21 protein-coding genes are annotated in these 23,794 nt (G+C 62.0%); 10 read left to right on the top strand and 11 right to left on the bottom strand.

The window, feature by feature from the left end; all coding sequences use genetic code 11:
• Positions 1-260: 260 nt before the first annotated feature.
• The 7 genes from G8767_RS22570 to G8767_RS22540 form a co-directional block, all read right to left on the bottom strand.
• Positions 261-563 carry a hypothetical protein gene (locus tag G8767_RS22570; protein ID WP_166811865.1) on the bottom strand — a complete coding sequence of 101 codons (303 nt, stop codon included), beginning with the start codon at positions 561-563 and terminating at the stop codon, positions 261-263.
• A gap of 26 nt (positions 564-589) precedes the next feature.
• The gene (locus tag G8767_RS22565; protein WP_166811863.1) at positions 590-1,423 is read right to left on the bottom strand and encodes a mycofactocin-coupled SDR family oxidoreductase; all 834 of its coding nucleotides are present in this window, start codon (positions 1,421-1,423) and stop codon (positions 590-592) included.
• 49 nt (positions 1,424-1,472) lie between these two features.
• Entirely contained in the window at positions 1,473-2,324 is an 852-nt protein-coding gene (locus G8767_RS22560; protein WP_166811861.1) for a mycofactocin-coupled SDR family oxidoreductase, read from the bottom strand.
• Positions 2,321-3,334 (bottom strand): ABC transporter permease, encoded by a 1,014-nt coding sequence (locus G8767_RS22555; RefSeq protein WP_166811831.1) that lies wholly within the window; start codon positions 3,332-3,334, stop codon positions 2,321-2,323. The genes G8767_RS22560 and G8767_RS22555 overlap by 4 nt, the downstream gene beginning before the upstream one ends.
• Positions 3,335-3,342: 8 nt before the next feature.
• The gene (locus G8767_RS22550) at positions 3,343-4,872 is read right to left on the bottom strand and encodes a sugar ABC transporter ATP-binding protein (RefSeq protein WP_166811859.1); all 1,530 of its coding nucleotides are present in this window, start codon (positions 4,870-4,872) and stop codon (positions 3,343-3,345) included.
• A gap of 16 nt (positions 4,873-4,888) precedes the next feature.
• Complete coding sequence (locus G8767_RS22545) at positions 4,889-6,187, bottom strand: sugar ABC transporter substrate-binding protein (protein WP_166811857.1); 1,299 nt, start codon at positions 6,185-6,187, stop codon at positions 4,889-4,891.
• Positions 6,188-6,261: 74 nt separating this feature from the next.
• Positions 6,262-7,179, bottom strand: a complete 918-nt coding sequence (locus G8767_RS22540) for an alpha/beta fold hydrolase (RefSeq protein WP_166811855.1) — start codon at positions 7,177-7,179, stop codon at positions 6,262-6,264.
• Positions 7,180-7,458: 279 nt separating this feature from the next.
• Here G8767_RS22540 and G8767_RS22535 point away from each other — a divergent pair, with 279 nt between their 5' ends.
• The 7 genes from G8767_RS22535 (at position 7,459) to G8767_RS22505 (ending at position 15,886) form a co-directional block, all read left to right on the top strand.
• A complete protein-coding gene (locus G8767_RS22535; protein WP_206029662.1) occupies positions 7,459-9,429 on the top strand; it encodes a dehydrogenase E1 component subunit alpha/beta in 1,971 nt (656 codons plus the stop codon).
• Positions 9,423-11,045, top strand: coding sequence for an AMP-binding protein (locus G8767_RS22530; RefSeq protein ID WP_166811853.1), 1,623 nt, complete (start codon positions 9,423-9,425; stop codon positions 11,043-11,045). The genes G8767_RS22535 and G8767_RS22530 overlap by 7 nt, the downstream gene beginning before the upstream one ends.
• Positions 11,014-11,784, top strand: coding sequence for an XRE family transcriptional regulator (locus tag G8767_RS22525; protein ID WP_166811851.1), 771 nt, complete (start codon positions 11,014-11,016; stop codon positions 11,782-11,784). The genes G8767_RS22530 and G8767_RS22525 overlap by 32 nt, the downstream gene beginning before the upstream one ends.
• Positions 11,785-11,896: 112 nt before the next feature.
• Positions 11,897-12,451 carry a Fur family transcriptional regulator gene (locus tag G8767_RS22520; protein ID WP_095969646.1) on the top strand — a complete coding sequence of 185 codons (555 nt, stop codon included), beginning with the start codon at positions 11,897-11,899 and terminating at the stop codon, positions 12,449-12,451.
• Positions 12,452-12,482: 31 nt separating this feature from the next.
• Positions 12,483-13,934, top strand: coding sequence for a catalase (locus G8767_RS22515; protein WP_003943483.1), 1,452 nt, complete (start codon positions 12,483-12,485; stop codon positions 13,932-13,934).
• Positions 13,935-14,203: 269 nt separating this feature from the next.
• Positions 14,204-14,890: an HAD family hydrolase gene (locus G8767_RS22510; RefSeq protein WP_124566735.1), complete on the top strand. Its 687-nt coding sequence runs from the start codon at positions 14,204-14,206 to the stop codon at positions 14,888-14,890.
• Between the two features lie 6 nt (positions 14,891-14,896).
• Positions 14,897-15,886 carry an LLM class F420-dependent oxidoreductase gene (locus G8767_RS22505; RefSeq protein WP_080961128.1) on the top strand — a complete coding sequence of 330 codons (990 nt, stop codon included), beginning with the start codon at positions 14,897-14,899 and terminating at the stop codon, positions 15,884-15,886.
• On the opposite strand, the gene G8767_RS22500 is transcribed toward G8767_RS22505, so the two are convergent.
• Together G8767_RS22500 and G8767_RS22495 are read right to left on the bottom strand one after the other, a co-directional pair.
• Positions 15,783-17,162, bottom strand: coding sequence for a HAMP domain-containing sensor histidine kinase (locus tag G8767_RS22500; protein WP_166811849.1), 1,380 nt, complete (start codon positions 17,160-17,162; stop codon positions 15,783-15,785). The genes G8767_RS22505 and G8767_RS22500 overlap by 104 nt on opposite strands.
• A complete protein-coding gene (locus G8767_RS22495) occupies positions 17,159-17,863 on the bottom strand; it encodes a response regulator transcription factor (protein WP_095969650.1) in 705 nt (234 codons plus the stop codon). The genes G8767_RS22500 and G8767_RS22495 overlap by 4 nt, the downstream gene beginning before the upstream one ends.
• 167 nt (positions 17,864-18,030) lie before the next feature.
• Here G8767_RS22495 and G8767_RS22490 point away from each other — a divergent pair, with 167 nt between their 5' ends.
• The 3 genes from G8767_RS22490 (at position 18,031) to G8767_RS22480 (ending at position 21,383) form a co-directional block, all read left to right on the top strand.
• On the top strand, positions 18,031-18,495 hold the full coding sequence (locus G8767_RS22490; protein WP_166811847.1) for a light harvesting protein subunit alpha: 465 nt from the start codon (positions 18,031-18,033) through the stop codon (positions 18,493-18,495).
• 220 nt (positions 18,496-18,715) lie between these two features.
• Positions 18,716-19,519, top strand: a complete 804-nt coding sequence (locus G8767_RS22485; RefSeq protein WP_166811845.1) for a metal-dependent hydrolase — start codon at positions 18,716-18,718, stop codon at positions 19,517-19,519.
• 97 nt (positions 19,520-19,616) lie between these two features.
• Complete coding sequence (locus tag G8767_RS22480; RefSeq protein WP_166811843.1) at positions 19,617-21,383, top strand: cholesterol oxidase substrate-binding domain-containing protein; 1,767 nt, start codon at positions 19,617-19,619, stop codon at positions 21,381-21,383.
• Positions 21,384-21,388: 5 nt separating this feature from the next.
• Here the strand turns inward: G8767_RS22480 and G8767_RS22475 are convergent, their stop codons facing one another.
• Both G8767_RS22475 and G8767_RS22470 read right to left on the bottom strand, forming a co-directional pair.
• Positions 21,389-22,057: a hypothetical protein gene (locus G8767_RS22475; protein ID WP_166811841.1), complete on the bottom strand. Its 669-nt coding sequence runs from the start codon at positions 22,055-22,057 to the stop codon at positions 21,389-21,391.
• 74 nt (positions 22,058-22,131) lie between these two features.
• Positions 22,132-23,748: a DHA2 family efflux MFS transporter permease subunit gene (locus G8767_RS22470; protein WP_166811839.1), complete on the bottom strand. Its 1,617-nt coding sequence runs from the start codon at positions 23,746-23,748 to the stop codon at positions 22,132-22,134.
• Positions 23,749-23,794: the final 46 nt, after the last annotated feature.

Below are 23,794 nucleotides of genomic sequence, written 5' to 3'. Positions count from 1 at the left end.
GGGGTGTGACCTGCGCAAGAACGACCGAGGCCGCCCATCAGTGATTGGGCGGCCTCGGTCGTGTTGTGTTGAAAGTTAGGTGTCGACGTCCCACAGGCGCCTCTCGGCGGGTGGTCGCTCGCAGCGACAAAAGGGGTGGGGCCCGGGGCTTGTTCGGACGCCGACAGGGTGTTCAACGGTGGTCTCCCCGGATTTGTTCCCGGGGATCGCCAAGTAGTTTCCGACAGGGTGTGCAGCGAATTCCAGCAGGGCCGACGAGTTCAGGCAGGGCCGAGAAGGGCGAGTTCCTTTTTCAGTCCCACACACAGATCCGATCCCGCCGGCCCACTCAGAGCTGATCGCAATCGGTTGTAATACGTCCGCGGCGACAGACCGAAAGTGACGAAGATGTCCTCGGCGGTGGCACCGTTCCACGGTCGCCACAGGATTGCGAAGTCGATGAGGTCGTCCGCGTACGATCCACGATTTCGCGAGCGTTTGGCGCGTCGAACCTGGCATTCGTGGGTGGTAGGGACGCCCGCTCCTCCGCAGGGCTGAGGTGGCATCTTCGTCACTCGGTTCACGAGAGTCTCCTGAACTGGTCGAGCACTCACATGACCAGCACGCCGCCGTCCACAGGCAGTGCGACGCCGGTGATGTAACGCGCTTCGTCGGAGGCGAGGAATTTGACGGCATTGGTGACGTCGTCGTTTTCGACCCACGGAATCGGGTAGAGGATCATGTCTCCGGAGGCCTTGGCGAAATCGTCGCGACCCGGATTGTCGGTGCCGGGAACGAACTGGTTGTACATCGCCTGGTTCTGCACCATCTCGGTGTCGACCTGCGTCGGGTTCACGGTATTGACGCGAATGCGGTGCGGAGCGAGTTCCTGAGCGAGAGTCTTCATCAATCCCACGACGCCGTGCTTGGCCGAGACGTAGTGCCCGACACCCGTGTACGCGCGTAGCCCGGCAACTGAGGCGGTGAGGACGATCGCGCCGCCGGTGCCCTGTTCGATCATGTGGGGGATCGCGGCCTTGACGGTGCGCCACACCCCGCTGAGGTTGACGTCGATCATTTCGCCCCACTTCTCCTCGTCCAACTCGTGCGCGTTCCCGAAGGAGAGGATGCCCGCGTTGGCGATGACGATGTCGACGTGCCCGAAGCGATCGAGCCCGGCTTCGAGGGCGAGCTTGACCGAGTCGAAGTTGCGCACGTCGGCGTGCGAGAAGATGATCTTGCCGCCTGCTTCTTCGACGAGACGGATTGTTTCCTGGACGTCGTTCTCCGTGGCCAAGGGGTACGGCACGGTGTCGTTGTCCTTGACGGAGTCGAGAGCGATGATGTTCGCGCCCTCCTGGGCCAGCCGCAGCGCGTGATTGCGTCCTTGCCCGCGAGCAGCACCCGTGATGAATGCGACCTTGCCTTCGAATCGTCCGGTCATGAGGATCCTCCTGTTGCTGAAATCGTTGTATGAGTAAGTGATCGGAGAGTTACTTGACGAGTACGCCTGCATCGACAGGTAGTGCGACGCCAGTGATGTACCTGGCTTCGTCGGACGCGAGGAAAAGCACGGCGTTGCTGACGTCGACGGATTCGACCCACGGGATGGGCAGCGCATTCATCGCTTGTGACAGCGGGGCGAAATCCTCGCGAGTGGGCTCGTCGATGTTCGGGCAGAACAACTGATACATCGCGTCGTTCATGATCATCGGAGTGTCGACCTGGGTGGGGTTCACGGTGTTCACTCGGATTCGGTGGGGAGCCAGTTCCTGAGCGAGGGTCTTCATCAATCCGTTGACGCCGTGTTTTGCGGCCGTGTAGTGCGCGATGTTGCCGTATCCCTTGAGCCCGGCCGCTGAACTGGTCAGGATGATCGCGCCCCCGACCCTCTGCTCGATCAAGTAGGGGATTGCCGCTTTGGCGGTTCGCCACGTGCCGCTGAGATCGATGTCGAGGACAGTGCCCCACTGGCTTTCGGTGAGTTCGTGCGTAGGCGAGGGGATGTTGATACCGACGTTGGCGCAGATGATGTCGACGTGACCGAATTGGTCGACCCCTCGGTCCAGGACACCCTTGATCGCGGTGAAGTCGCGAACATCGGCCACCTCGGCCAGGATTCGCCCGCCGACGGCCTCGACCGACCGGACGGTCTCGGCGAGGTCGGCTTCGCTTGCCAGTGAGTACGGAACGCCGTCGATGTCGGAACAGATGTCGAGCGCGATGATGTCTGCGCCTTCTTCGGCCAGACGGACCGCGTGTGCCCGACCCTGGCCGCGTGCTGCGCCGGTGACGAACGCGACCTTGCCCGAAACGCGTCCGGTGGTGCGTGCTGTGGTGGTCACTTGATCACTCCGTATCGGCGTCGGTCGATGGTCAGGGCAACTGCGGCAATCACCACGATGCCCTTGATGACGAGTTGTGTGTAGGGGTCGACGGACGTCAGGTCCATTCCGGCGCTCAGCAACACGATCACGAGTGCGCCGAGGATCGTGCGATGTGGGCCGCCGACGCCACCGGACAGCGCAGTGCCTCCGACCACCACGGCCGCGATGGAATTGAGCAGGCTGGGACCGGCACCCATCGGAACGCCGGTGCTGGCCTGGCCGGTGAAGATGATTCCGGCGATCGCGGCGACGGCTCCGGCGACGGCGAAGACAGCAAGTTTGGTGCGTCGTACGCGAACACCGACGAGGGCTGCGGCGCGCTCGTTGCCACCGACCGCGTACATGTGGCGACCGAATGACGTACCGAAGGCAAGGACTGTCGCGCCGATGGTCAGCAGGATTGCGATCAGTGCCCCGTTGGGGACGTTGGGAATCATCGACTCGTTCACCAGGCTCTGGAGAAGATTCGAATTGTAGGAAACAGGACCGCCTTTGGAGACGGTATTGGAAATGCCGTCGAGTACGGACATCATTCCCAGCGTCACCAGGAACGACGGCACCTTGAGCATTGTCGTGATCAACCCGTTGACCAGTCCAACCACAGCCCCCGCGACGATCACCATGACTATCGCCAACGGGCCACCGAATTTGTCGATCCATGTGGCGATCAGAATTCCGGCGAGAGTGGCCGTCGCGGCGACTGACAGATCGATACCGCCGATGAGGATGACAAATGTGCCGGCGAGTGCGAGCACGGTCAGGAAAGCCATCTGGTTGAGAATGTTCTGCGCGGACGTGGCAGTGATGAAACTTTCCGTGCGCCACTGGAAATAGATGATCAGGACCAGCACTGCAACCGTCGGAACAACTATGTTGCGGTGCTGATCGAGTCGACTCAGCAGACCGCGCGCGCCTGACGGTGCTGCGGCATCGCTGGCCGGCGATTGCTTCGAGAGTGTCTGGGTCACTGCATTCCTCACATCATGTGCTTGATCACGTCGACTTCGGCGGGCTTGTGCTCTGCAGGGGCCGCCAACTCTGCGCTGATGACCCCGTCCTTCATGACCACGATTCGGTCGGACATTCCGATCACTTCTTCGAGGGACTCGGCGCACAGCAGCACACCGACCCCCGACGCAGCCATCGATCGGACCAAACCGTAGATCTCCTCTCGAGTTCCGACGTCGATTCCTCGCGTCGGATCGCTGAGTACCAGCACTTTGCATTCGCGACCTTGCCACCGAGCGAAGATCGCCTTCTGTTGGTTTCCGCCACTGAGTTCCCCGATAGGCGTCGACAACGACGGAGCCTTGACCTGCAGCGCGCGGGCCAACTCCGTCGTCCGTTCCCGTTCGGTCCGCAGACGCAGTAGCCGCGTCCACGGGTGGCGGATGAGATCGAGGAAGCCGATCGAGATGTTGTTTCTGATCGATGCGCTGCGGAAGAGGGAGTCCAGGGCGCGCTCCGGTGGGACGTACAGGACGCCGGCGGCCACGGCGGCGGGAACCGACCAGTGCTCGTGCACGGTACCGCCGACGTGAATCGAACCTGTCGACAACGACTCGGCACCCGCGACAGTTGCGGCCACCGACGCTTTCCCCGAACCGATGACCCCAGCTAATCCCACTACCTCGCCCGGTCGGACGACCAGATCGACCGACTCGAACTCGCCTGTGCTGCCTGCATTTCGGAGTTCGATCAGCGGGTTCGTCGACAGCGCTCCGGCCTGTTCGCCTTCTCGGTAGTAGTCGGCGCTGCGCTCGCTACCCACCATCAACTCGTGCAGTCGCTCCGCCGTGACGCCGTCGGCAGAGAGGGTTTCGATGGACCGCCCGTCGCGAAGTACGAGTAGCCGCGTGCTGATCCGCAAGACGTCTTGCAGGATGTGGGACACGAAGATGAACGACACCCGATCGCGCCACCCTTCGATCAATGCGAAGAGAATTTCCACCTCGGTCTCGGTCAACGCGCTGGTTGGCTCGTCGAGAAGGATCACCGGAGCTTCGGTGGCGTCGGTGATCCGCGAAAAGGCGCGTGCGATCTCGACCAGTTGCCTTTGTGGGTATGTCAATTCGGCGACGACGGCGTCGGCGCGCAACCCTTCGATGCCGAGGGTGTCGAGAAGGGACTGGGCGGCGTCGCGCATTCTCCGACGCCGGCCGGGGCCCCAACCACCTATCTCGCCCTCACGTCCGAGGTAGATGTTCTCGTACACCCGCAGTGCATCGACCAATGACTGCTCCTGGACCACCACGGAGATTCCGAGTTCGCGGAGAGTGCGAGAGTCGCCGAGTTCCACGTGAGTCCCGTTGACGTCGAGGCTGCCGGCGTCGGGACGTACCGTTCCCGTCAAAACGCCGATCAGCGTTGACTTTCCGGCGCCGTTCTCACCGATCAAGCCGAGAACGTCACCTCTGCTGACGTCGAGTGAGACGTCCTGGAGGGCGTGAACGGGCCCGTAACTCTTGCAGACCCCACGCAAGCTGATGGTTGCTGTGTCGCTCACCTTCGTATCACTCATTTCAAGCCACGAGTTGATCTTTGTACTGCAGCAACGGGCCCGATCGGAACGCGGCTGCGTAATCGGTCCGTACTCCGGTGATGTCTGCAGAGTTCCAGGCGCTGTTCAGCGTGTACTGGTCCTGCGATACGCCGGCGTAGTACTCCCGCGGATCGATCGGGTTGAGTACGGTCTGCGGGTCCCAGTCGTCAGGATGCAGAGCCTTGCTCATCTTTGCCCAGTCGAACGGAAGTGTAGGCGCGTACACAGTTTTCAGTACGTCGTCGGCGATCTCCGGAGTCACCAGGAGTGCTCCCTGTGAAAGGAAGCGCTCCGGCAGGGACAGGTCGACACCGTTGAGTTGATCGAAGATGGTGACACCGAGAATTCCTGCCGTGAGTCCGCCGACCGTCGCACTGGTCAGGTATTGCTTTCCCTGCGCGATGTATTCGACGTTCTGCTTGTTGCCGTCGAATCCGACAACGATCTTGCCCGTGATCTTCGCAGCATCCAGTGCCGCGATGACTCCTGCGGCTTGACTGTCGTTCTGCGCGAACACCCCGACGAAGTCCGGCACCGAAGGCAGGATGTTCGTGAACGCCTTTCTTGCGTCCTCCGAAGTCCAGTTGCCCGGCGAAGCGGTGACGATCTTGATTCCCGGGTAGTCCTTGGCCGCGGCGTTCAAACCAGCGGTCCGTTGATCATCGGAAGACGAACCCTTCTGTCCCGGAACATGAATGATGGTTCCGCTGCCACCGACTTTCTCGAACAGAGCCTTGGCGGTTGCGACGGCGATCTTGGTCGACGGCGGCGTGATGAAACGAACCCACTTGTCCGCGTCGGCAGGCGTGTACCAGGCGGGTGCCGTGTACGAGCTGGCATACAGGATCCCCGCTGCCTGGCAGGCCTTCGTGACAGCGGCCGCTTGAGCTTCCGTGGCGGGAGTGCCGAAGATCGACTTGCCGCCCGAAGCGCGGACGTTGCCTACCTGCCCCAGTGCGGTGTTGACGTTGCCCTGGTCCTCCACCGAGGACATGCTGACGCCCAACGCGTCCATTGCCTGTTTGCCGCCGTCCGAGAAGGCGACGAAGTAGTCGTTGGAGAGTGTTGTCACCTGGCAGAGGGTTTTTTCCTGGACTTTTCCCGCACCGGCGCCACCGCCGGCAGCGGTACTGGTGGAACTGCCGCCTGCTCCGCAGGCCACTGCGCCGAGAGTGATGCCTGCTGCGCCCATTGCGGCGAAGAAGGAACGTCGGGTCAGTGGATGAGAGAACGTCGCGTTTCGCGCGACGTCCACGATCTTCGATTCGATCGAAGGCATGATCACATCCTTGGTCTCGCAAGAGGGGGTTCTCGAGAGGTCTTCTCGAGGTGTGGAGGAAACGGGAGATTTCGCTACTTCGACAGCAGATGCGTTGTGAACCAACGGGAAGCGTGTTCGGCAGCCACTGCGAGCTTGGACTGGTCGCTGTAGAGCGTCATGTGCGACGTGTGCGGCAGGACGACAAGTTCTTTCTTCGGAGTCGGGATGTTGTTGAAACTCTCGATTTCCAAGTCCCACAACGTGAGGTCGTCACCTTCGGCGACGATCATCATCGACGGTGTGTCGAGGATCCTGGGCACGAAATAGTTGACGTCGTAGTCGAGCAGGAGATCGACGGATTCCATAGTCGAACTGTTCTGGTAGAGAGGAGCTTCGGTGGCTTGAAGAGCTGCGAAGGTCGTCTTCGTCTCGGGGAACGGCCAGGAAGACAGTTCTTCCTCGGGATTCTCGCTGGCGTGAGCGATGTGCAGTCGCTGATCCGGATCGTCGAAGCGGAGTCGGCGATCTTCGAGGATCGCGTCCCACAGCTTTCGATAGCCCATGGTCCCGTGGATCCGACGCATGTTGCGGAACCCGTCGATCACCGGAATCTGAGACACGATGGCCTTCACCCGAGGATCGGTCGCGGCGAGAATCATCACGTGGCCGCCGGAGTAGGAGATGCCCCAGGCTCCGAGACGGTCGTTGTCGATGCCGGGAGTGCGCTCGAGAAAGCTGAGCGCGTTCTGATAATCACGAATCTGTTGCTTCGGGTCCAGGTGTTGACGGGGTTCACCGTCCGACACGCCCAGGTTGCGGTAGTCGAAGACCAGCGCAGCCATACCGGCCGTCACGAAGGCCTCGGCGTAATAGGGCATGACCAACTCACGGACGTAGCACCAACCGCCTGCCAGTACGACGGCCGGTACGTCTTCGTCGGTGTCGGGTCGGTACAGCCAACCGCGGACGGTGACTCCGTCGCTGGAGAATTCGACATCTTCACGGCGCATTGCGCGACTCCTCATGTAACGAGTGAAAGCTGAACGGAAGTAGGTGCGAAAGAAAACGGACGGTCTTGTCGCCGTGCGTATTACGGCATCGACGCGGTTCGCTCGTGTCAACTGCCCCGAGCGGATCGTCGCGGATCCGAAGTACCCCGTAATCGTGAGTCACCTCACAGCCTTTGTCAAGTGTCACTGGACAGCAAGGAAAATCCGTCGGTATAGTCCTGCTCACCCACTGCGCATGTATTCGTAACGAGCGCAGCATTATTGGAGGTGTTCCGGCTCGTGAACGGCGAAGAAGTCCTGTGTGCCTACGAAAAGATGTTGTTGATCCGTGTGATGGAGGAGCGCATCTCGGCGCTCTACAAGGGCGACATCATTCCCGGATTCGTTCACACCTCGATAGGTCAAGAGGCATGCGCGGTGGGGGCTCTCACTCATGCGCGGGTCAGTGACGTCATCACCTCGACGCACCGCGGGCACGGTCATGTTCTGGCCAAAGGTCTCGAGCCCGACCGGATGATGGCGGAGTTGATGGGAAAGGTCACCGGGGCCAACAACGGCCGGGGCGGTTCGATGCACGTCGCCGATCCCCGCCTGGGAATCTTCGGTGCGAACGGCATCGTGGGCGCAGGGTTGCCGATCGCCCTCGGTGCGGCTTTCGCTGCCAAGGATCGCGGTGAGGGTGATCTGGTCGTGGCGTTCTTCGGTGACGGGGCGATCGCGACCGGCGCGTTCCACGAGGCGATGAACATGGCCGCGCTGTGGAAACTGCCGATCATCTTCCTGTGCGAGAACAATGGGTTCTCGGAGTTCTCCTCGACGGCGGATCAGCATCCGGTCCCGATCTCTGCGCGCGCAGCGGGATACGGAATGGAATCGATCACGCTGGCAGGCAACGACGTCGAGGCAGTCGCCGACGGTATTCGGCCGGTGTACGCGCAGGTGCGAGGCGGCAGTGGTCCGGTGTTCGTCGAGGTCACGACCCTGCGGGTGCACGGGCACTACGAGGGCGATCCGCAGGTGTACCGCGACAAGGACGAGATGGCCCGAGGCATTCTCGCGGCCGATCCACTGACGGTGACGCGGGGCCGACTCCGGGATCGAGGCATCGGGGACGATGTCCTCGATCTGGTGGACAAGCGGGTGAGGGCGGTGGTCGACGAGGCGGAGCGTTTCGCGCGGGCGTCGCCGCAACCGGAGGCGTCGAGCGTGATGGAGTACATCTATTCACCGCGACGTGTCTATCCGCCGGGCCACCTCGACGTGAGTGTCGACGCGGGTGGTGCGGCGGTGTCGCAGTCCAAGATCATCAAAGCCGCGCTCGACGACTCCCTGGGGGCGGATCCGGATGTGTTTCTCGCCGGTATCGATGTTGCCGGCGGGAATGTTTTCGGTCTGACCAGGGGATTGGCCGCGAAGTATCCGGGGCGGGTGTTCGATACTCCGATCTCGGAATCGGCGATCATGGGCCTTGCCGTCGGCTCCGCGATGGCAGGCCGAAGACCTGTCGTGGAACTGATGTACCTCGATTTTCTCGGGGTGTGTCTGGATCAACTGATGAATCAAGCGGCGAAGTTGCGGTTCATGACGGGCGGCGCAGTCAGTCTGCCGTTGGTGGTGCGGACGCAGTTCGGTTCCGGCAGATCGTCGGGTGGCCAGCATTCGCAGAGTCTCGAAGCGCTGTTGGCGCACATCCCTGGACTGACTGTGCTCATGCCCAGTTCGGGCGCCGATGCGTACGGCCTGCTGCGGGCAGCGATCGAGGACGACAACCCGGTGATGTTCATCGAACATCGACTGCTGTACGAGAAGAAAAGTTTGTTGCCGAGCAAGGATTTTCGGGTTCCGATCGGAAAGGCGGCGGTGACGAGACCAGGGTCGGACGTCACCATTGTCTCGTGGTCGAGGATGGCGATGCACGCTTTGATTGCGGCGGAGTCGTTGGCAGACGAAGGGATCGATGCGGAGGTCATCGATCTACGAACGATTGCTCCACTCGACCGGGAGACCATTCTCGAATCCTTCGGTCGGACCAACCGGATGGTCATTGCTCAGGAAGCGGTGGTGGACTTCGGCGTCGGAGCCGAGATCGCAGCGTTGGCAGTAGATTCCGGTTTCTACTCGCTGGACGCCCCGGTGGTACGGGTGGGAGCACGGTACGCACCCGCACCCTATGCGCCGGTGCTCGAACGTGAGTGGGAAGTCGGACCTGACGACATCGTTGCAGCTGTTCGGCGGGTGATGTCATGCTGAGCGCTACCCGTCCGCGGGCGATGACCGGCGGAGGCCCGGTGCTGCCTGAGATGCTTCTCGATGCTCTGCATCGAGATCCCGAGGCACTGGCCCTTGTCGATGGCAGTGCGCGGTGGACGTACCGGGCATTGGTGGACGCTTCGACGAGATTTGCAGGCGCGCTGCATAAATCAGGGTTCGAGCCTGGAGAAGTGGTACTCGTTCAGCTGCCGAACTGGTGGGAATCCGTGGTTGCGGCCTGGGGTACATGGCTTGCCGGCGGCATTCTCCTTCCGGTAGTCCCGATCTACCGTGCACACGAGTTGTCCTTCATCATCGAGCAAGCTGAGCCGACGGTGATCGTCGCCCCGCAGGAATACCGCGGATATCGTCACGTCGAGCAATTCGGGACCGTACTCCGTGATCTGGGCCGAGAGATTCTTCTCGTGGAAGCTCGCGGCGAAGGTGGGTTGCGGCGCACCACGTTCGACGACTTTCTGGACTTCGGGACGGCGTCGAACAGGCCCGACCGCCACGCGGATCCCGACGATGTCGCCCTCGTTCTCTACACGTCCGGAACCACTTCGGCTCCGAAAGGCGTTCTGCACACTCACCGGACCCTGATGGCCGAGAGTTCGAGCATGATTGCGCACTGCGGCGTGGATTCGCACGATCGAATCTTCATGCCTTCGCCGTTGCCCCACATCACCGGGATTTCGTATGCGGTCGTCCTGCCGGCAGCGGCAGCCTGCTCGACGGTTCTGATGCAACGGTGGAATCCTGACGAGGCGGTTGCGTTGATCGAGCGCGAACAATGCACGTTCACCGTGAGCGCGACACCGTTTCTCCGTGGTCTTGCCGACGCGTACGAGAGTGGCGAATATCGACGATCCCAGCTGACCCGATTCGTGTGTGGTGGGGCCGGGATTCCGCCCGAGTTGGTGCGCCGGGCCCATCGCGTGATGGGGACAGCGGTTGTACGTACCTACGGATCGACGGAACTTCCGACTCTCGTCATGGGTGATCCTTTCGGTGACATCGATTTGCAGGCCGAGGACGAAGGGGCTGTGATCGGGGGAAACGAATTCCGGCTCGGCGAAGACGACGAGCTGTTGGTGCGGGGTCCGGAACTGTTCGTCGGCTACGTCGACAGCTCGATCAACGCGGAATCGTTCACCGAGGACGGCTTTTTCCGAACCGGCGACGTAGCCGCCGTGGACGGACCCGGTCAGATCCGGATCACGTCGCGAATCAAAGACATCATCAATCGGGGCGGAGAGAAATTCAGTGCTGCCGACATCGAGTGGGCCCTCGAGGCTCATCCCAATGTCGGAGAGGTGGCAGTGGTCGGGTATCCGGACGAGGAACTGGGGGAGCGCGCGTGCGCCTTCGTCGTTCCGGAGGGTGAACCACCAAGCGTTCGAGACCTGCGGATCTTCTTGCTGTCCGAAGGATTCGCTGTTCAGAAGGCTCCGGAGAGAGTCGAGACTGTCGCGTCTCTTCCTCGGACGGAGAGTGGGAAGGTTCAGAAGTTTCTCCTGCGTCGAGCGTTAGGCTTGGGCTCCGCACAGGCGGTCCCCGAGACCTACGGAAGCGAGTTCGGACATGACGGCAACCGGCGCAAAGCCACCTCGTAGGGCGGCTGAGTCGACAGCGGCTGCATCGAAGAAATCGCAACCGCGCAAGACGACTCCCCCAAAGGCGACGGCACAGAAGAAGTCGGCACAGAAGAAGTCGGCACAGAAGAAGTCGGCACAGAAGTCGGCGCCGGCCAAGGTGGCGGCGCGCAAACAGAAGGCGGAGGACAACGGTTTGGGGACGTCGGTAGGCAAGACGGTTCGTGCCGAACGCACGCGACAGGGAATCCCGGTTCGCGAATTGGCGAGGCGGCTCGGCGTATCGCCGTCCTTCCTGTCGCAGTTCGAACTGGGGCAGAGTCAGGCCGCGGTGAACACGCTTTTTGCGATCGCGACCGAACTCAACCTGTCGCTGGACGTGCTGCTGGGCAACAGCGTCGATCCGGAACGTGAATCCGCATCCGAAACGAAGACTCACGAACCGCGGATCTCCGACTGCCTCACCTTTCGGTCGGGTGTTCGCTGGCAACGGTTGGCGAACACTCCCGCCAACCATCACGTCCAGTTCCTCCTCACGGAGTACGAGCCCGGCGCCGACTCCGCGCCGGGCGATGCACCGCAGACCCATTCGGGTGACGACTACGGGTACGTGCTCGAAGGGACTTTGACTATCGACATCGACGGAATGCGTCGGCTGCTCAAGTCGGGTGAAGCGATCCACCTGGTCGGGAACGTTCCCCACCGGTTGCGCAACGAGACAGACGAGACGGTCAAGGCGATCTGGTTCGTCCTGGGCTGAGTAACCGGGTGCGGTGCACTGGGTGTGATGCCACTGGGTGTGACGCCGATCTCGATTCAACTTAGGCAATCCTTTTCTTGACTAATTCCAGAAAAGCGGCATACTGGGAAACATGCGAGACGGAGAGCATGACTTCGACCCCCGAGCGCAACTGCGCGCCGTCGGGTTGAGGGTCACTGCTCCGCGCCTCGCCGTGCTGGATGCGGTTACAGCCCAACCGCATTCAGACGCCGATTCTGTTGCAGCACTCGTGCGGCAGCAGCTCGGATCGGTATCCACACAGGCCGTTTACGACGTGCTGAAGGCATGCGTGAACGCAGGATTGCTGCGACGCATCGAGCCGGCGGGTTCACCCGCCCGGTTCGAGACGAGAACTGGTGACAACCACCATCACCTCGTCTGTCGCGGCTGCGGCAAGGTCGTCGACGTCGATTGTGTTGTCGGCCAAGCTCCCTGCCTCGAACCTTCCGATAATCACGGCTTCGAAATCGACGAAGCCGAGGTCGTGTTCTGGGGCCGTTGCGAAGATTGCCTGAAGAAGTCTGCCGAATCCGACACCGCGTCGGACACGGTCTCGCAGAATCGAATTGATGCGTCCAGAACCTCCGAGCCAGCCCCTTCGCATGCAGCCCATGCGTTCGGCTCGGATGCAGCCCCGCTCCTCTGACGCCCAGCCCACAACGCTAGGAGGCTTCGCCATGACCAAGCCCACCACCAACAATTTCGGTATCGCGGTCGCAAGTGATGACGAATCGCTGACCGCGGGTATTCAGGGGCCGGTGCTCCTTCACGACCACTACCTGATCGAGAAGCTCGCGCAGTTCAACCGCGAGCGTGTCCCGGAGCGCATCGTCCACGCCAAGGGCGGCGGTGCTTTCGGTGAACTCGTCATCACACACGACGTCAGCAAGTACACGAAGGCCGCGTTCCTGCAGCCGGGTAAGAAGACCGAGTCGCTCGTCCGCTTCTCCACCGTCGCCGGTGAGCAGGGCAGCCCGGACACCTGGCGCGATCCGCGCGGTTTTGCGATGAAGTTCTACACCGAAGAGGGAAACTACGACCTCGTCGGCAACAACACCCCGGTGTTCTTCATCAAGGACGCGATCAAGTTCCCCGACTTCATTCGTTCGCAGAAGCGACTGCCGGGTTCCGGCCTTCGTGACCACGACATGCAGTGGGACTTCTGGACGCTGCGTCCCGAGACTGCTCACCAGGTGACCTGGCTGATGGGTGACCGCGGTATCCCGAAGACCTGGCGCAACATGGACGGTTTCGGATCGCACACCTACCAGTGGGTCAACGCTGCGGGTGAACGCTTCTGGGTGAAGTACCACTTCAAGACCGATCAGGGGATCGAGTTCCTGACGCAGGCCGAGGCAGACAGCCTCGCCGGTAGCGATCCCGACTACCACCGCGCGGATCTGTACAACGCCATCGAGGCAGGTAATTTCCCGAGCTGGACCCTCAAGGTCCAGATCATGCCCGTCGACGAGGCCGAAGGCTACCGCTTCAACCCGTTCGACCTCACCAAGGTTTGGTCTCAGAAGGACTACCCACTGATCGAGGTCGGCAAGTGGACGCTCAACCGCAACCCGGAGAACTTCTTCGCGCAGATCGAGCAGGCGTCGTTCGAGCCGTCGAACGTGGTGCCCGGCATCGGATTCAGCCCGGACAAGATGCTTCTCGGCCGCGTCTTCTCCTACGCCGACGCACATCGTTACCGTATCGGCACCAACTACGCCGACCTGCCGGTCAACGCCCCGAAGAACGAGGTGAACTCCTACTCCAAGGAGGGCGCCATGCGGTACAGCTTCAATTCCCCGTCGACGCCGGTGTACGCACCGAACTCGTACGGCGGACCGCATGCCGATCCGTCGGTTGCCGGTGACGAAGGACTGTGGGCGTTCGACGGCAAGGCAGTGCGCGCCGGATACATCGAGCACGCCGAAGACGGCGACTTCACGCAAGCCGGAACGCTGGTTCGTGAGGTTCTCGACGACGCTGCTCGTGAGCGCCTGGTGAGCAACATCGTCGGCCACGCTCTTGCGGGCGTCAGTGAAGAAGTTCTGCTGCGTGTCTTCGAATACTGGAAGAACGTCGACGCTGATTTGGGTAAACGCGTCGAAGAGGGTGTACGCGCAGGTCAGTGACCCGCTGACATGAGCATCGCCTAGGTGTACCGAATGCGGACCGCTGCAAGGGAAATCACTTCCCCGCGGCGGTCCGTTTTCGTCTGCCCGACTACAGCAGTGCGAACCAGTAGACGAAGCATGCGAGAAGAAACACAACTACTGACTCCATGACGACACCCCTGTTCGACGTGCACTTCTGCTGTTCGCACTCTCCATGATCCGCTTCTCGAGCGGAGAATGCTCGGGGCACAAGTTTCGCGAACGGAAGTGTTGGGCAGTCAATTCCCATGGCAATAGGTGCAGTTCTCTTCGACATCGACGGAACGCTCGTCGATTCCAACTATCTGCATGTAGAAGCGTGGTCACGAGCCTTCTTCGAGGTAGGTCGCCCGGTTGACGCGTGGCGGGTGCACCGCAGCATCGGGATGGACGGCGACCAACTGTTGGAGACGCTGCTCGGCGAAGACATCGACGGGTGCGGGCCGCGGGCCAAAGAACTTCACACCACGTACTACCGGCAGTCGGCCGACCGTCTCCGAGTGCTGCCGGGAGCGCGCGAGTTGATCCGCCGAGTACACTCGCTCGGACTGCACGTGGTGCTCGCTACCTCGGCGCCTGACGACGAACTGAAGTTGCTTCGCCAGACGCTCGACATCGACGAAATGATCTACGCCGCCACCTCTTCGGAATCCGTCGAGGAGGCCAAACCTGATCCGGACCTGATCGAGGTCGCGCTCGCGAAGGCAGGTGTCGACGCGGGCGAGGCGGTCATGGTCGGGGACGCCGTCTGGGACATGAAGGCGGCGACGTGGGCGGGCGTTGTGGCTGTGGGAGTGCGCAGCGGCGGCATGTCGACCGACGAACTCGAAGGCGCGGGTGCGGCGGCCGTGTACGACGACGCCCGCGATCTTCTCGACCACCTCGACGGCAGTGTGATCTCCGAACTCGTTTCAGGCCAAGATACCGGGAGTTGATCAGTGATGGCACGATTCGGCTACACCTTGATGACGGAACAGGCAGGCCCGAAAGAACTGGTTCGCCATGCAGTTCGGGCCGAGGAAGTCGGCTTCGACTTCGAAGTGATGAGTGATCACTACTCGCCGTGGCTGACCGAGCAGGGGCATGCGCCCTATGCCTGGTCGGTGCTGGGGGCAGTCGCCCACGCCACCGAGCGAGTCGGATTGATGACGTATGTGACGTGTCCGACCGTGAGGTACCACCCCGCCGTCGTCGCTCAGAAAGCTGCGACGATCCAGATCCTCGCGGACGGTCGCTTCACCCTGGGGTTGGGAAGTGGCGAGAGCCTGAACGAGCATGTGGTTGGCGAGGGTTGGCCGTCCATCGACACCCGCCAGGACATGCTGCAAGAGGCTGTGAGCATCATTCGCGCACTGCTCGCCGGAGATCTGGTGAGCTGGAAGGGGGAGTACTTCGACGTCCAGTCCGCCAGGATCTGGGATCTCCCGGAGAACCCGGTTCCTCTGGCGCTGGCCATGTCCGGAGACAAGTCCGTCGAGCGTTTCGGTCCGATGGCTGACGATCTGATTGCCGTGCAACCTGATTCGGATCTGGTGCACCAGTGGAAGCACGTGCACGGCCGGGCATACGGATTGGCTCCCGCAGGACGGACCATCGGTCAGATTCCGATCTCGTGGGACCCTGATCGCGACACGGCAATTGCCCGAGCTCATCAGCAGTTCCGCTGGTTCGGCGGCGGGTGGTCCGTGAACTCCGAACTACCGACGCCGGCGAGCTTCTCGGGCGCGACTCAGTTCGTGCGCAAAGAGGATGTAGCTGAAAGCATTCCGTGTGGTCCCGATCTGGATGTGATCGTCGAGGCGGTCAAGGCATACACGGACGCCGGATTCACCGATGTGGCACTGGTACAGATCGGTGGAGATACCCAAGACCGATTCTTCGACGAGGCGGCCAAGCCGCTGCTCGAGGCTCTGCACGTCGAATTGGGTTGATCGAGAAGATCAATCGAGTTCCGCCTAGTGGGCTCTTGTCGAGTCGCGCGCTACCGCCGTGCAGTCGCGCCTGCTGCGCCACGAGGGCCAACCCCAAACCGCTTCCGGCGTCGCCCGCACCGGTACCACGAACAAATCGTTCGAACATCGCTTCGCGTTCCGAAGGCGCGATCACGGTGCCGTTGTCGTCGACGAATACCGTCGCCGAACCGGTGGCAGCACCTGATCGGACGGTGATCTCGACTTCGTCGGCATTGCCGTGCCGAACGGAGTTGGTGACGGCGTTGGTCAACACCAGACGGATGCCCGCGGGGAAGGCCTGAACCGAAAGTTCTTCCGGTGCTTTCAAGCGAACGTCGACCTGAGGGTGCAGACGGCCCGCATCCGCGACGGCGCGATCGGCAACTTCCACGAGATCGACGTCGGCACAATCCTCGGGATCGGCCACTTCACCCAGGGCGAGTGTCTCCAGATCGGTCAAGGTGCGCTCGATCTGGCGCTGCGCTTCCAATAATTCGCTGGACAGTTCGCGCCGTTGGCTTTCCGTGAGATCCAGTGTTGCGAGAACTTCAAGATCGGTGCGCATCGACGTGAGAGGTGTGCGCAGTTCGTGGGCGGAGACGCGAGCGAAATCGCGTGCCGACTCCAACGCCTCCTCGGTGCGGCTTCGATCGCTCTCGATGCGACTGAGCATGCTGTGGATTGCCTCCGACAGTTCTTCGGCTTCGCGCGTTCCACGTACCGACGGTGCCCGGCGTGAGAGTCCTTCGACATCGAGGTTGTTGCCTATGGAACTGGTGGTCTCGGTCAATTGCTGGAGAGGGCGGACGGCACGGCCCGTGAGTAACCAGCCGAGCCCGGCCGCGGCGAGGATGGCGACCACTGCCGCAGCGGCCACTTGGAACTGCTGCTCACGGATTGCCTGGGTCAGTGGGTCTTCGGGGATACTGACAGCCAGTGCGGCACCGCTGTCGCCGGGTACGAGAACATCACGACTGCGAACATCGGTGGTAGCCAAGGCGCTGACGGTCGTGGCATTGAACCCAGGGCTGACGACCAATGGTTCTGTTGTTGCAGTTGGTGTTTCGATGAACAGCGGGCTCGGCGCACTCGCTGCGACACCCAGGGTGACGGAATCGAGAGTGCGTTCCAGTTGTTCGGATCCGTTGACGCGCAAGAAGACCGCGAATGCAATTCCGATCGCGGCAATCACGATTCCGGCGGCCAGACCCGAGGCGATGGCTACCCGGGTCTGAAGTGACAGCGGCCGCTTCATCGTTCGGCCCTCAGGACGAAGCCCACTCCGCGCACCGTGTGGATCACGCGGGGCGCCCCGTCGACTTCGAGTTTCTTCCGTAGATAGGTGACGAAGACGTCGACGACATTGGTGTCGGCCGCGAAGTCGTAACCCCAGACGAGTCGCAGGAGTTGTGCGCGACTGAGTACGACACCGGCATGCTCGGCGAGTACCGACAACAGGTCGAACTCTCTTTTGGTGAGTTCGATTCGCCTACCGTCGATGTGCGCTCGATGGCCACGGAGATCGACCGTCAGCGGTCCCACCGTGATCGGATGGTCGACCGACGGAGTGGCTCGCGTCGTGCGTCGAAGCAAGGCATTGAGTCTGGCGACAAGCTCCGCCAACTCGAAAGGTTTGGTGAGGTAGTCGTCGGCGCCCGCCTCCAGCCCCGCGATGCGGTCACCCACGGAACTTCGGGCGCTGAGTACGCAGATCGGAACCTCGTTGCCGATTGCGCGCAGGGCCGTCACGACTCCGACGCCGTCGAGGCCGGGCATGTTGACGTCGAGAACAAGTGCGGCCGGGCATTGCTTGTTCACCGAGGACAAGGCGGATCGTCCGTCGACGGCAGTTGCCGTGTCGAAGCCCGACAATCGAAGTCCACGTTCGAGCGAATTCAGAACCTTCGTGTCGTCGTCAACGATCAGGATGCGCTCGCGTGTACTCACCCCAGCCATGGTGCCATCGGATTACGGCCCGGGGCCTCGCTCGGAGCCAGGGCCGCCGCATTCTCATCAACTCCTAAGAAACCGACAACAGATCTGCAGTGTCGGCTTCATAACCTCGGGTTTCTCGGATGCGACCGCGCCGAGAATTCGGGAACGTTCGATCAAGGAGAACAACGATGACGCGATTGACAGTGAACGGCAAGCGGGCCCGCCGCACCGGTGTGGTGGTGGCGTCCGTGGCGGTCCTCGGTATGGCCGTGGCACCGGGAATCGCCTGGGCTTCCAATCCGATTTCCGACGGGTCGCCGGTAGCGGTGCGATCGATCGCGACCGCTCCGTCCGATGCTGGTGTGGCACCCGAAGTAGCGTGTGGTGCCACGACGCCGATATCCGACGAGGGGCTGCAGAAGCTCATCGACGAGGGCAAGGTTGTGCGCGCGGAGGAGGCCGGTACAGCCGCAATCACGATTGAAGTGCCGAGCGACGCCGCGACATTCATTGCGCGTGAAGGGGTGCCGGCGTTGCCGACCGTCGAGTGGGCTCCGACCACCGAGGGGGTTCCGGCAGAGGTGCTCGACATGGCCGGCGTCGCTCCGCTGGAGGAAGGCGTTGCCCTGTCATGCACCGTTGCTGCGGGCTGACGAGCGAAAAAAGCTCCGCATGAACCGCTTTGACCTGGAACGGTACGGCCGTACTCAACTGGGACGAGAGGGCGGTCAACCCTGTCGGTAGCACTTGCTACGTTCGGGGCGGTCTCGGCGAGCATGCCGGGACCGTCGCCGATGGCGTCATGTGTGTGGTGTCTCGCAGAGGGTGCGGTACGGCCTGATGCGGGGCGCGTTTCGAAAGGTGTTGTGTTTCATGGTCATGGGCCCCACCCACGCGATGTCCGGTGCTGCTGTGGGGTTGGTGGTTGCAGAGTTGTTGCCTCTCGATTGGGGAGGGCCCACATCCACCGCTGAAACCTTGACCTTTGCCGGGGTGTGCGCCGGCGCCGCCTTGCTTCCCGATCTCGATACCGGTCAGTCGACGGTTTCCCGATCATTCGGTCCGCTCAGCAAAGCGCTGGCCAAAGGTATCGACGCAATTTCGGTGACCTTCTATCGCATCACCAAAGGCAAGAAAGACGGCAAGCGTCGTGGTGGGCATCGGACGCTCACGCACACCGCACTGTTTGCCGCCGGTCTGGGGGCCGGGGTCTCTGCGTTGGTTGTTCAATTCGGGAAGCCCGCCATCATCATCACGCTGTTCTTCTGCCTCGGGCTGGCCATCCGAGGGTTGGCGGGTGAATTGGCCAAGGAGAAGGGGTGGTTCGCGGTTTCCGCCGTTGCGTTGGTGCTCTCCGCCCTCACTTGGCAGTGGTATCCGAGTGAGGCCGGATCCACCGGGCTAGGTGTTGCGGTGGCACTGGGCTGCGCCACGCACTGTCTCGGCGATGCGATCACCAAGGAAGGGGTGCCGTTTCTCGCGCCCCTGATTCCGCTCGGCGGCAAGCGATGGTGGGAACAACGGCTGCCGTCATTCCTGTCCATCCGTGCAGGTGGGAACCTCGAGAAGATCCTGATCGGGCCGGCGCTGACTGTTCTGACTGCCTGGTTGATCATCAGTGCGTTCGACGGCGCCCCGGAAGCGATCTATGCCGTCTTCGCTCCGATGGTGCAGTGAGCTTCGGAAAACTTTTATTACGGAACCACTGGCATCGTAATCATATTTGTTCTACGTTCGTCCCTGACATGAACCGAGTCGGCTGACGGAGTGAGCAGTGGTGCATCGAGCAGAACCCAAGGCAGAGCACAGCTCAGGAGTAGACGGTGTGAGCCGGCGCGGATTTCTCGCAGCGAGTGCCGGTGCTGCCGCGCTCGCGGGCATTTCCTGGGCGCCGGCGGGAGCAGTGCCCTGGGGTTCGGCATCGACCATCGCGCCACCGCCCGGATTTCCGTCGGACATTCCGCTGTCACAGCAGGCATACGCCAACTGGTCGCGAGAAATCATGCTCGACAGCGTGTGGACTGCAACGGCGCGTCACAGCGGCGACGTCGTCACCCTCGCCAACTGGGCGTTCGACAACGGGTACACAGTGCGTGCGAAGGGAACGATGCACGGGTGGAGTCCGTTGACCGTGGTGCCCGGCGCGCCTTCGGATCGAGTTCTGCTGGTCGATACGATGGCGAACTTGAATTCGGTTGTGGTGCAGCACAGCACGCCCGCAACAGTCACGGCGGGCGCCGGTGCCAGTATCGAAGCCATTCTGACAGCGCTCGAGCGAGAAGGGCTCGGCTGGGCGAACTCTCCGGCGATCGGTGAGCTGTCCATCGCCGGGGCACTGGCGATCGGCGCTCACGGGGCAACGTATCCGGCGGTAGGGGAGACGATCACCCCTGGTCAATCGTATGGTTCGCTGAGCAATCTGATCACCGAGATCACGGTGGTGGCGTGGGACGAAGGCAGCAATCGATACGGGCTGAAGACTTTTCGCCGATCAGATGACGAGATCACGGCTTTCCTGACTCACCTGGGCCGAACCTTCGTCACCTCCGTGACGCTGCAAGGCGGGGAGAATTATCGGCTACGGTGCCAGAGTTTCACCGACATTCCGTGGCAAGAACTCTTTGCTGCTCCCGGTTCGCCAGGGCGTACCTACGAGAGTTTTGTCGAGAAATCCGGACGGGTAGAAGCCATCTGGTTCCCGTTCACGCAAACACCGTGGCTCAAGGTCTGGACGCCGACCCCGGTCAAACCTCCGGAGTCCCGAGAGGTGAGCGGGCCGTACAACTACTTCTTCTCCGACGCGATTCCCGAAGAAGTCACCACGCCGTTGGGGATGGTGGCGCAGGGTCTTCAAGCTGCGACACCACTGTTCGGCGCCTCTCAGTTCGGAGCTGTAGCAGCAGGGTTGGTGCTGACCGACACCGACGATCTGTGGGGCTGGTCGAAGGACGTCTTGTTCTACCTGCGGCACACGACGTTGCGCGTCGTAGCGGGCGGCGGGGCGGTGATCACCAAGCGCTCCAACATCGGCCGCGTCGTCCACGAGATGACGAGTTGGCTGAACGAGCGAATGACGCACTACGCGTCGCTGGGGCAGTATCCCGTCAACATGCCGTTCGAAGTACGTCTCTGCGGTGTCGACGATAACGGCGAGGTGTTGGTCGACAGCGCCGGTGTGCCGGATCTGTCAGCGGTGCGGCCCCGCGCGGATCGTCAGGACTGGGACACGGCGATCTGGATGAACGTGGTCTCGATTCCCGGCACCGCGGGATTGCCCGTGTTCCTTCGTGAGATGGAACGGTGGATGGTCGCGAACTACTCCGGCGACTACGCGACTTTCCGTCCGGAGTGGTCGAAGGGATGGGCATTCACCGATCAGGCGGCGTACCAGGACGACGAATTCCTCACCAGCACAGTGCCGGCCACCTTCCGGGCCGGTGGAGACGGGAACTGGGACTTCGCTATCGCCACGCTCGACGAACACGACCCACACCGCGTATTCAGCAATATGTTCCTCGACCGCGTATTGCCGCCCAGCTGAATCTCCTACTGCGGGAGCGGTTTGCGCCAACGTACGTCGGTGACACGGATACGCTGATTGTTGTCACCGTTCCAGTCGATGCTCAGTCCCTGGGCTCGGAGTGCGTCGGCCACCTGGCGCCCGACGGTCTGATCGGTGTGCGCGATCATGTGTGCCTTGGCGGTTTCGTCGCCGCCGAAAGCAGCGGCGATCAGTGCGGGATCGAGATCGTGGGCAGGGCGAAACGCACTGTAGGACAAGTAGAGATCGGACGGCTCGTCGCCGAGACGCTCCGCATCCTGCATGTGGAAGAACGTGTACGCCCACTGAGCAAAGGGATACCCGTTCTCGTCCGGTTCGGCCGGCGTGCGCTCGTCGTCGATTTCGGTAGTGCCACACTGCATGCAGCAGGTGAAGTTCATTCGGGCCACGATGCCGTTGTACTCGAGTTCTGCGAAGGCGGCGGATAGGCGCTCGAAGTCGCCAGGAGCCGTCCACTGGGTCTGCTCCTCGAGTCTTCGGTCCCAGACCTCACGCACTATTGCGTCGATCCGTCTGCCGAGTTCATCGTTCTCGAAACCGCCCTCGACGCTGTCTCGGGCGGCTTCGCAGATTTCGTCGAACGTCGCGAAACCAGGGACTACCAGTTCGCGCGCTTGCTCACGGACAGCGACGATGTCAGCCTCACTGAGCACCGGTGCTGACCGTGACTGTGCTGACCGTGACCAGGGCAATTGCATACCGGCACCGTACTGCACCTATTCGGCCGTCAGGCGACGTCGGCTGGTGCTTTCGTTTCCTCCTCGCTTGACGGGGCAGGCTTGTTCGGGATGAGCGCGGTGGCGATCAGACCGACCACGACGAATCCGGCCGCAAGGTATCCGCCGAGTGTGATGCCGTGAGTCATTGCAGACTGTGCAGCGTCGGCGACGAAAGCGGTGCTCGGTGACCCGGCCAGCGAGTCTATGGCGGCGCCCGCGCTGTCGGTGACAGCACGAGTCAACTGATCAGCCTGAGCTTGGTCGACACCGGATTCGGTGAGGTCGTTGTTCAGCGTGGAATTGAGAGTGCTGAAGAAGACCGTGGTCAGGACAGCGATGCCCAGTGCGGATCCGAGTTGGCGGAACGCACTCTGAATTCCGGAGCCTTGACCGGCGCTCTGCTCGGGAATCTCCTCGAGCACGACGTTGGTCACCTGCGCAGTCGCAAAACCGACGCCGATTCCGTAGAAGAACAGCACAGCGGCGATAGTCCACCAGGGGCTGTCTGTCGCAGCGATGAATCCGAGACCGGCGAGACCGAGCGCTTCGAGGGCCAAACCGATACGGACCAAACCCAACGGCGAGACCTTCGATGCCATTCCGAAGCTCGCACCACTGGCGACGAAGCTGCCGATGGCGATGGGAACCAGTGCAAGTCCGGCCTGGAGTGCGCTGTATCCGAGCGTGAACTGAAGCCAGAGAGGAAGCACCGCAACGATTCCGAACTCGCCGAGCCCGATGATCAGCGTCGCGATGTTGCCGTTGCGGAACGACGAGATGGAGAAGAGTCGCACGTCCATCAGCGCCCGCGACGGATCGTCGCTGCGGGTGAGCATGGTTTGCCGGTAGGCGAACGCACCGAGCGACAGAACGGCGAGTACGAGCGCGACCAGAACCGGTGACGGTCCGCTGGTCCATGACAGACCGAACAGATCGAAGGGTTCCTTCGTGGTCAGCCACCCGTACGTACGTCCCTCGACGAGGCCGAAGGCGAGCAGGCCAAGGCCGGCGATGGACAGTGCCGCTCCCGTGGCGTCGATGCGCCCAGCGGTGCGGGGTGAGGGCGCGATGAACAGCACTGCGCCGATGAGAATGAGCGCAGCCAGTGGAATGTTGATCCCGAATGCCCAACGCCATGAGGCATGTTCGGCGAGCCAGCCGCCGAGTAGTGGGCCGAGGGCGGAGGCTGCACCGATGGTGGAGCCCCAGACTGCGAAGGCCTGGCCGCGGGCTTTGCCGGTGAACATAGCGTTCAGCAGCGACAGTGAGGTCGGCAGGATCATGGCCGCGCCGGCGCCCTGCAGGAATCGCGCCAGGATCAATAGACCGCCGTTCGGTGCCAGTCCGGCCAGCAGGCTCGTCGCGCCGAACACGATGACACCGGCAATGAAGATACGACGAGCGCCGACCAGATCGGCAACTCTGCCGACCAATAGCAGAAGTGCCGCGAACACGATTGCGTAGGACTCTTGGATCCATTGAGCCTGAACGGAATTGATTCCGAGATCTTCGATGATCGAGGGAACGATGACGTTGACGATGGTGGTGTCGACGACGATCAGCGCCACGCCGAGTGCAATGGCGATCAGGCCCAACCACTTGCGGGTGGTGGGTGAGATGTTCACGAATAAACCTCCATGCTGAAGTAACTTTATAATGAAGGTATATTTG

Source organism: Rhodococcus sp. IC4_135 (genome assembly GCF_011602025.1).
In the GTDB taxonomy this organism is placed as follows: domain Bacteria; phylum Actinomycetota; class Actinomycetes; order Mycobacteriales; family Mycobacteriaceae; genus Rhodococcus_F; species Rhodococcus_F baikonurensis.
This window is presented reverse-complemented; position numbering and strand designations above follow the sequence as displayed.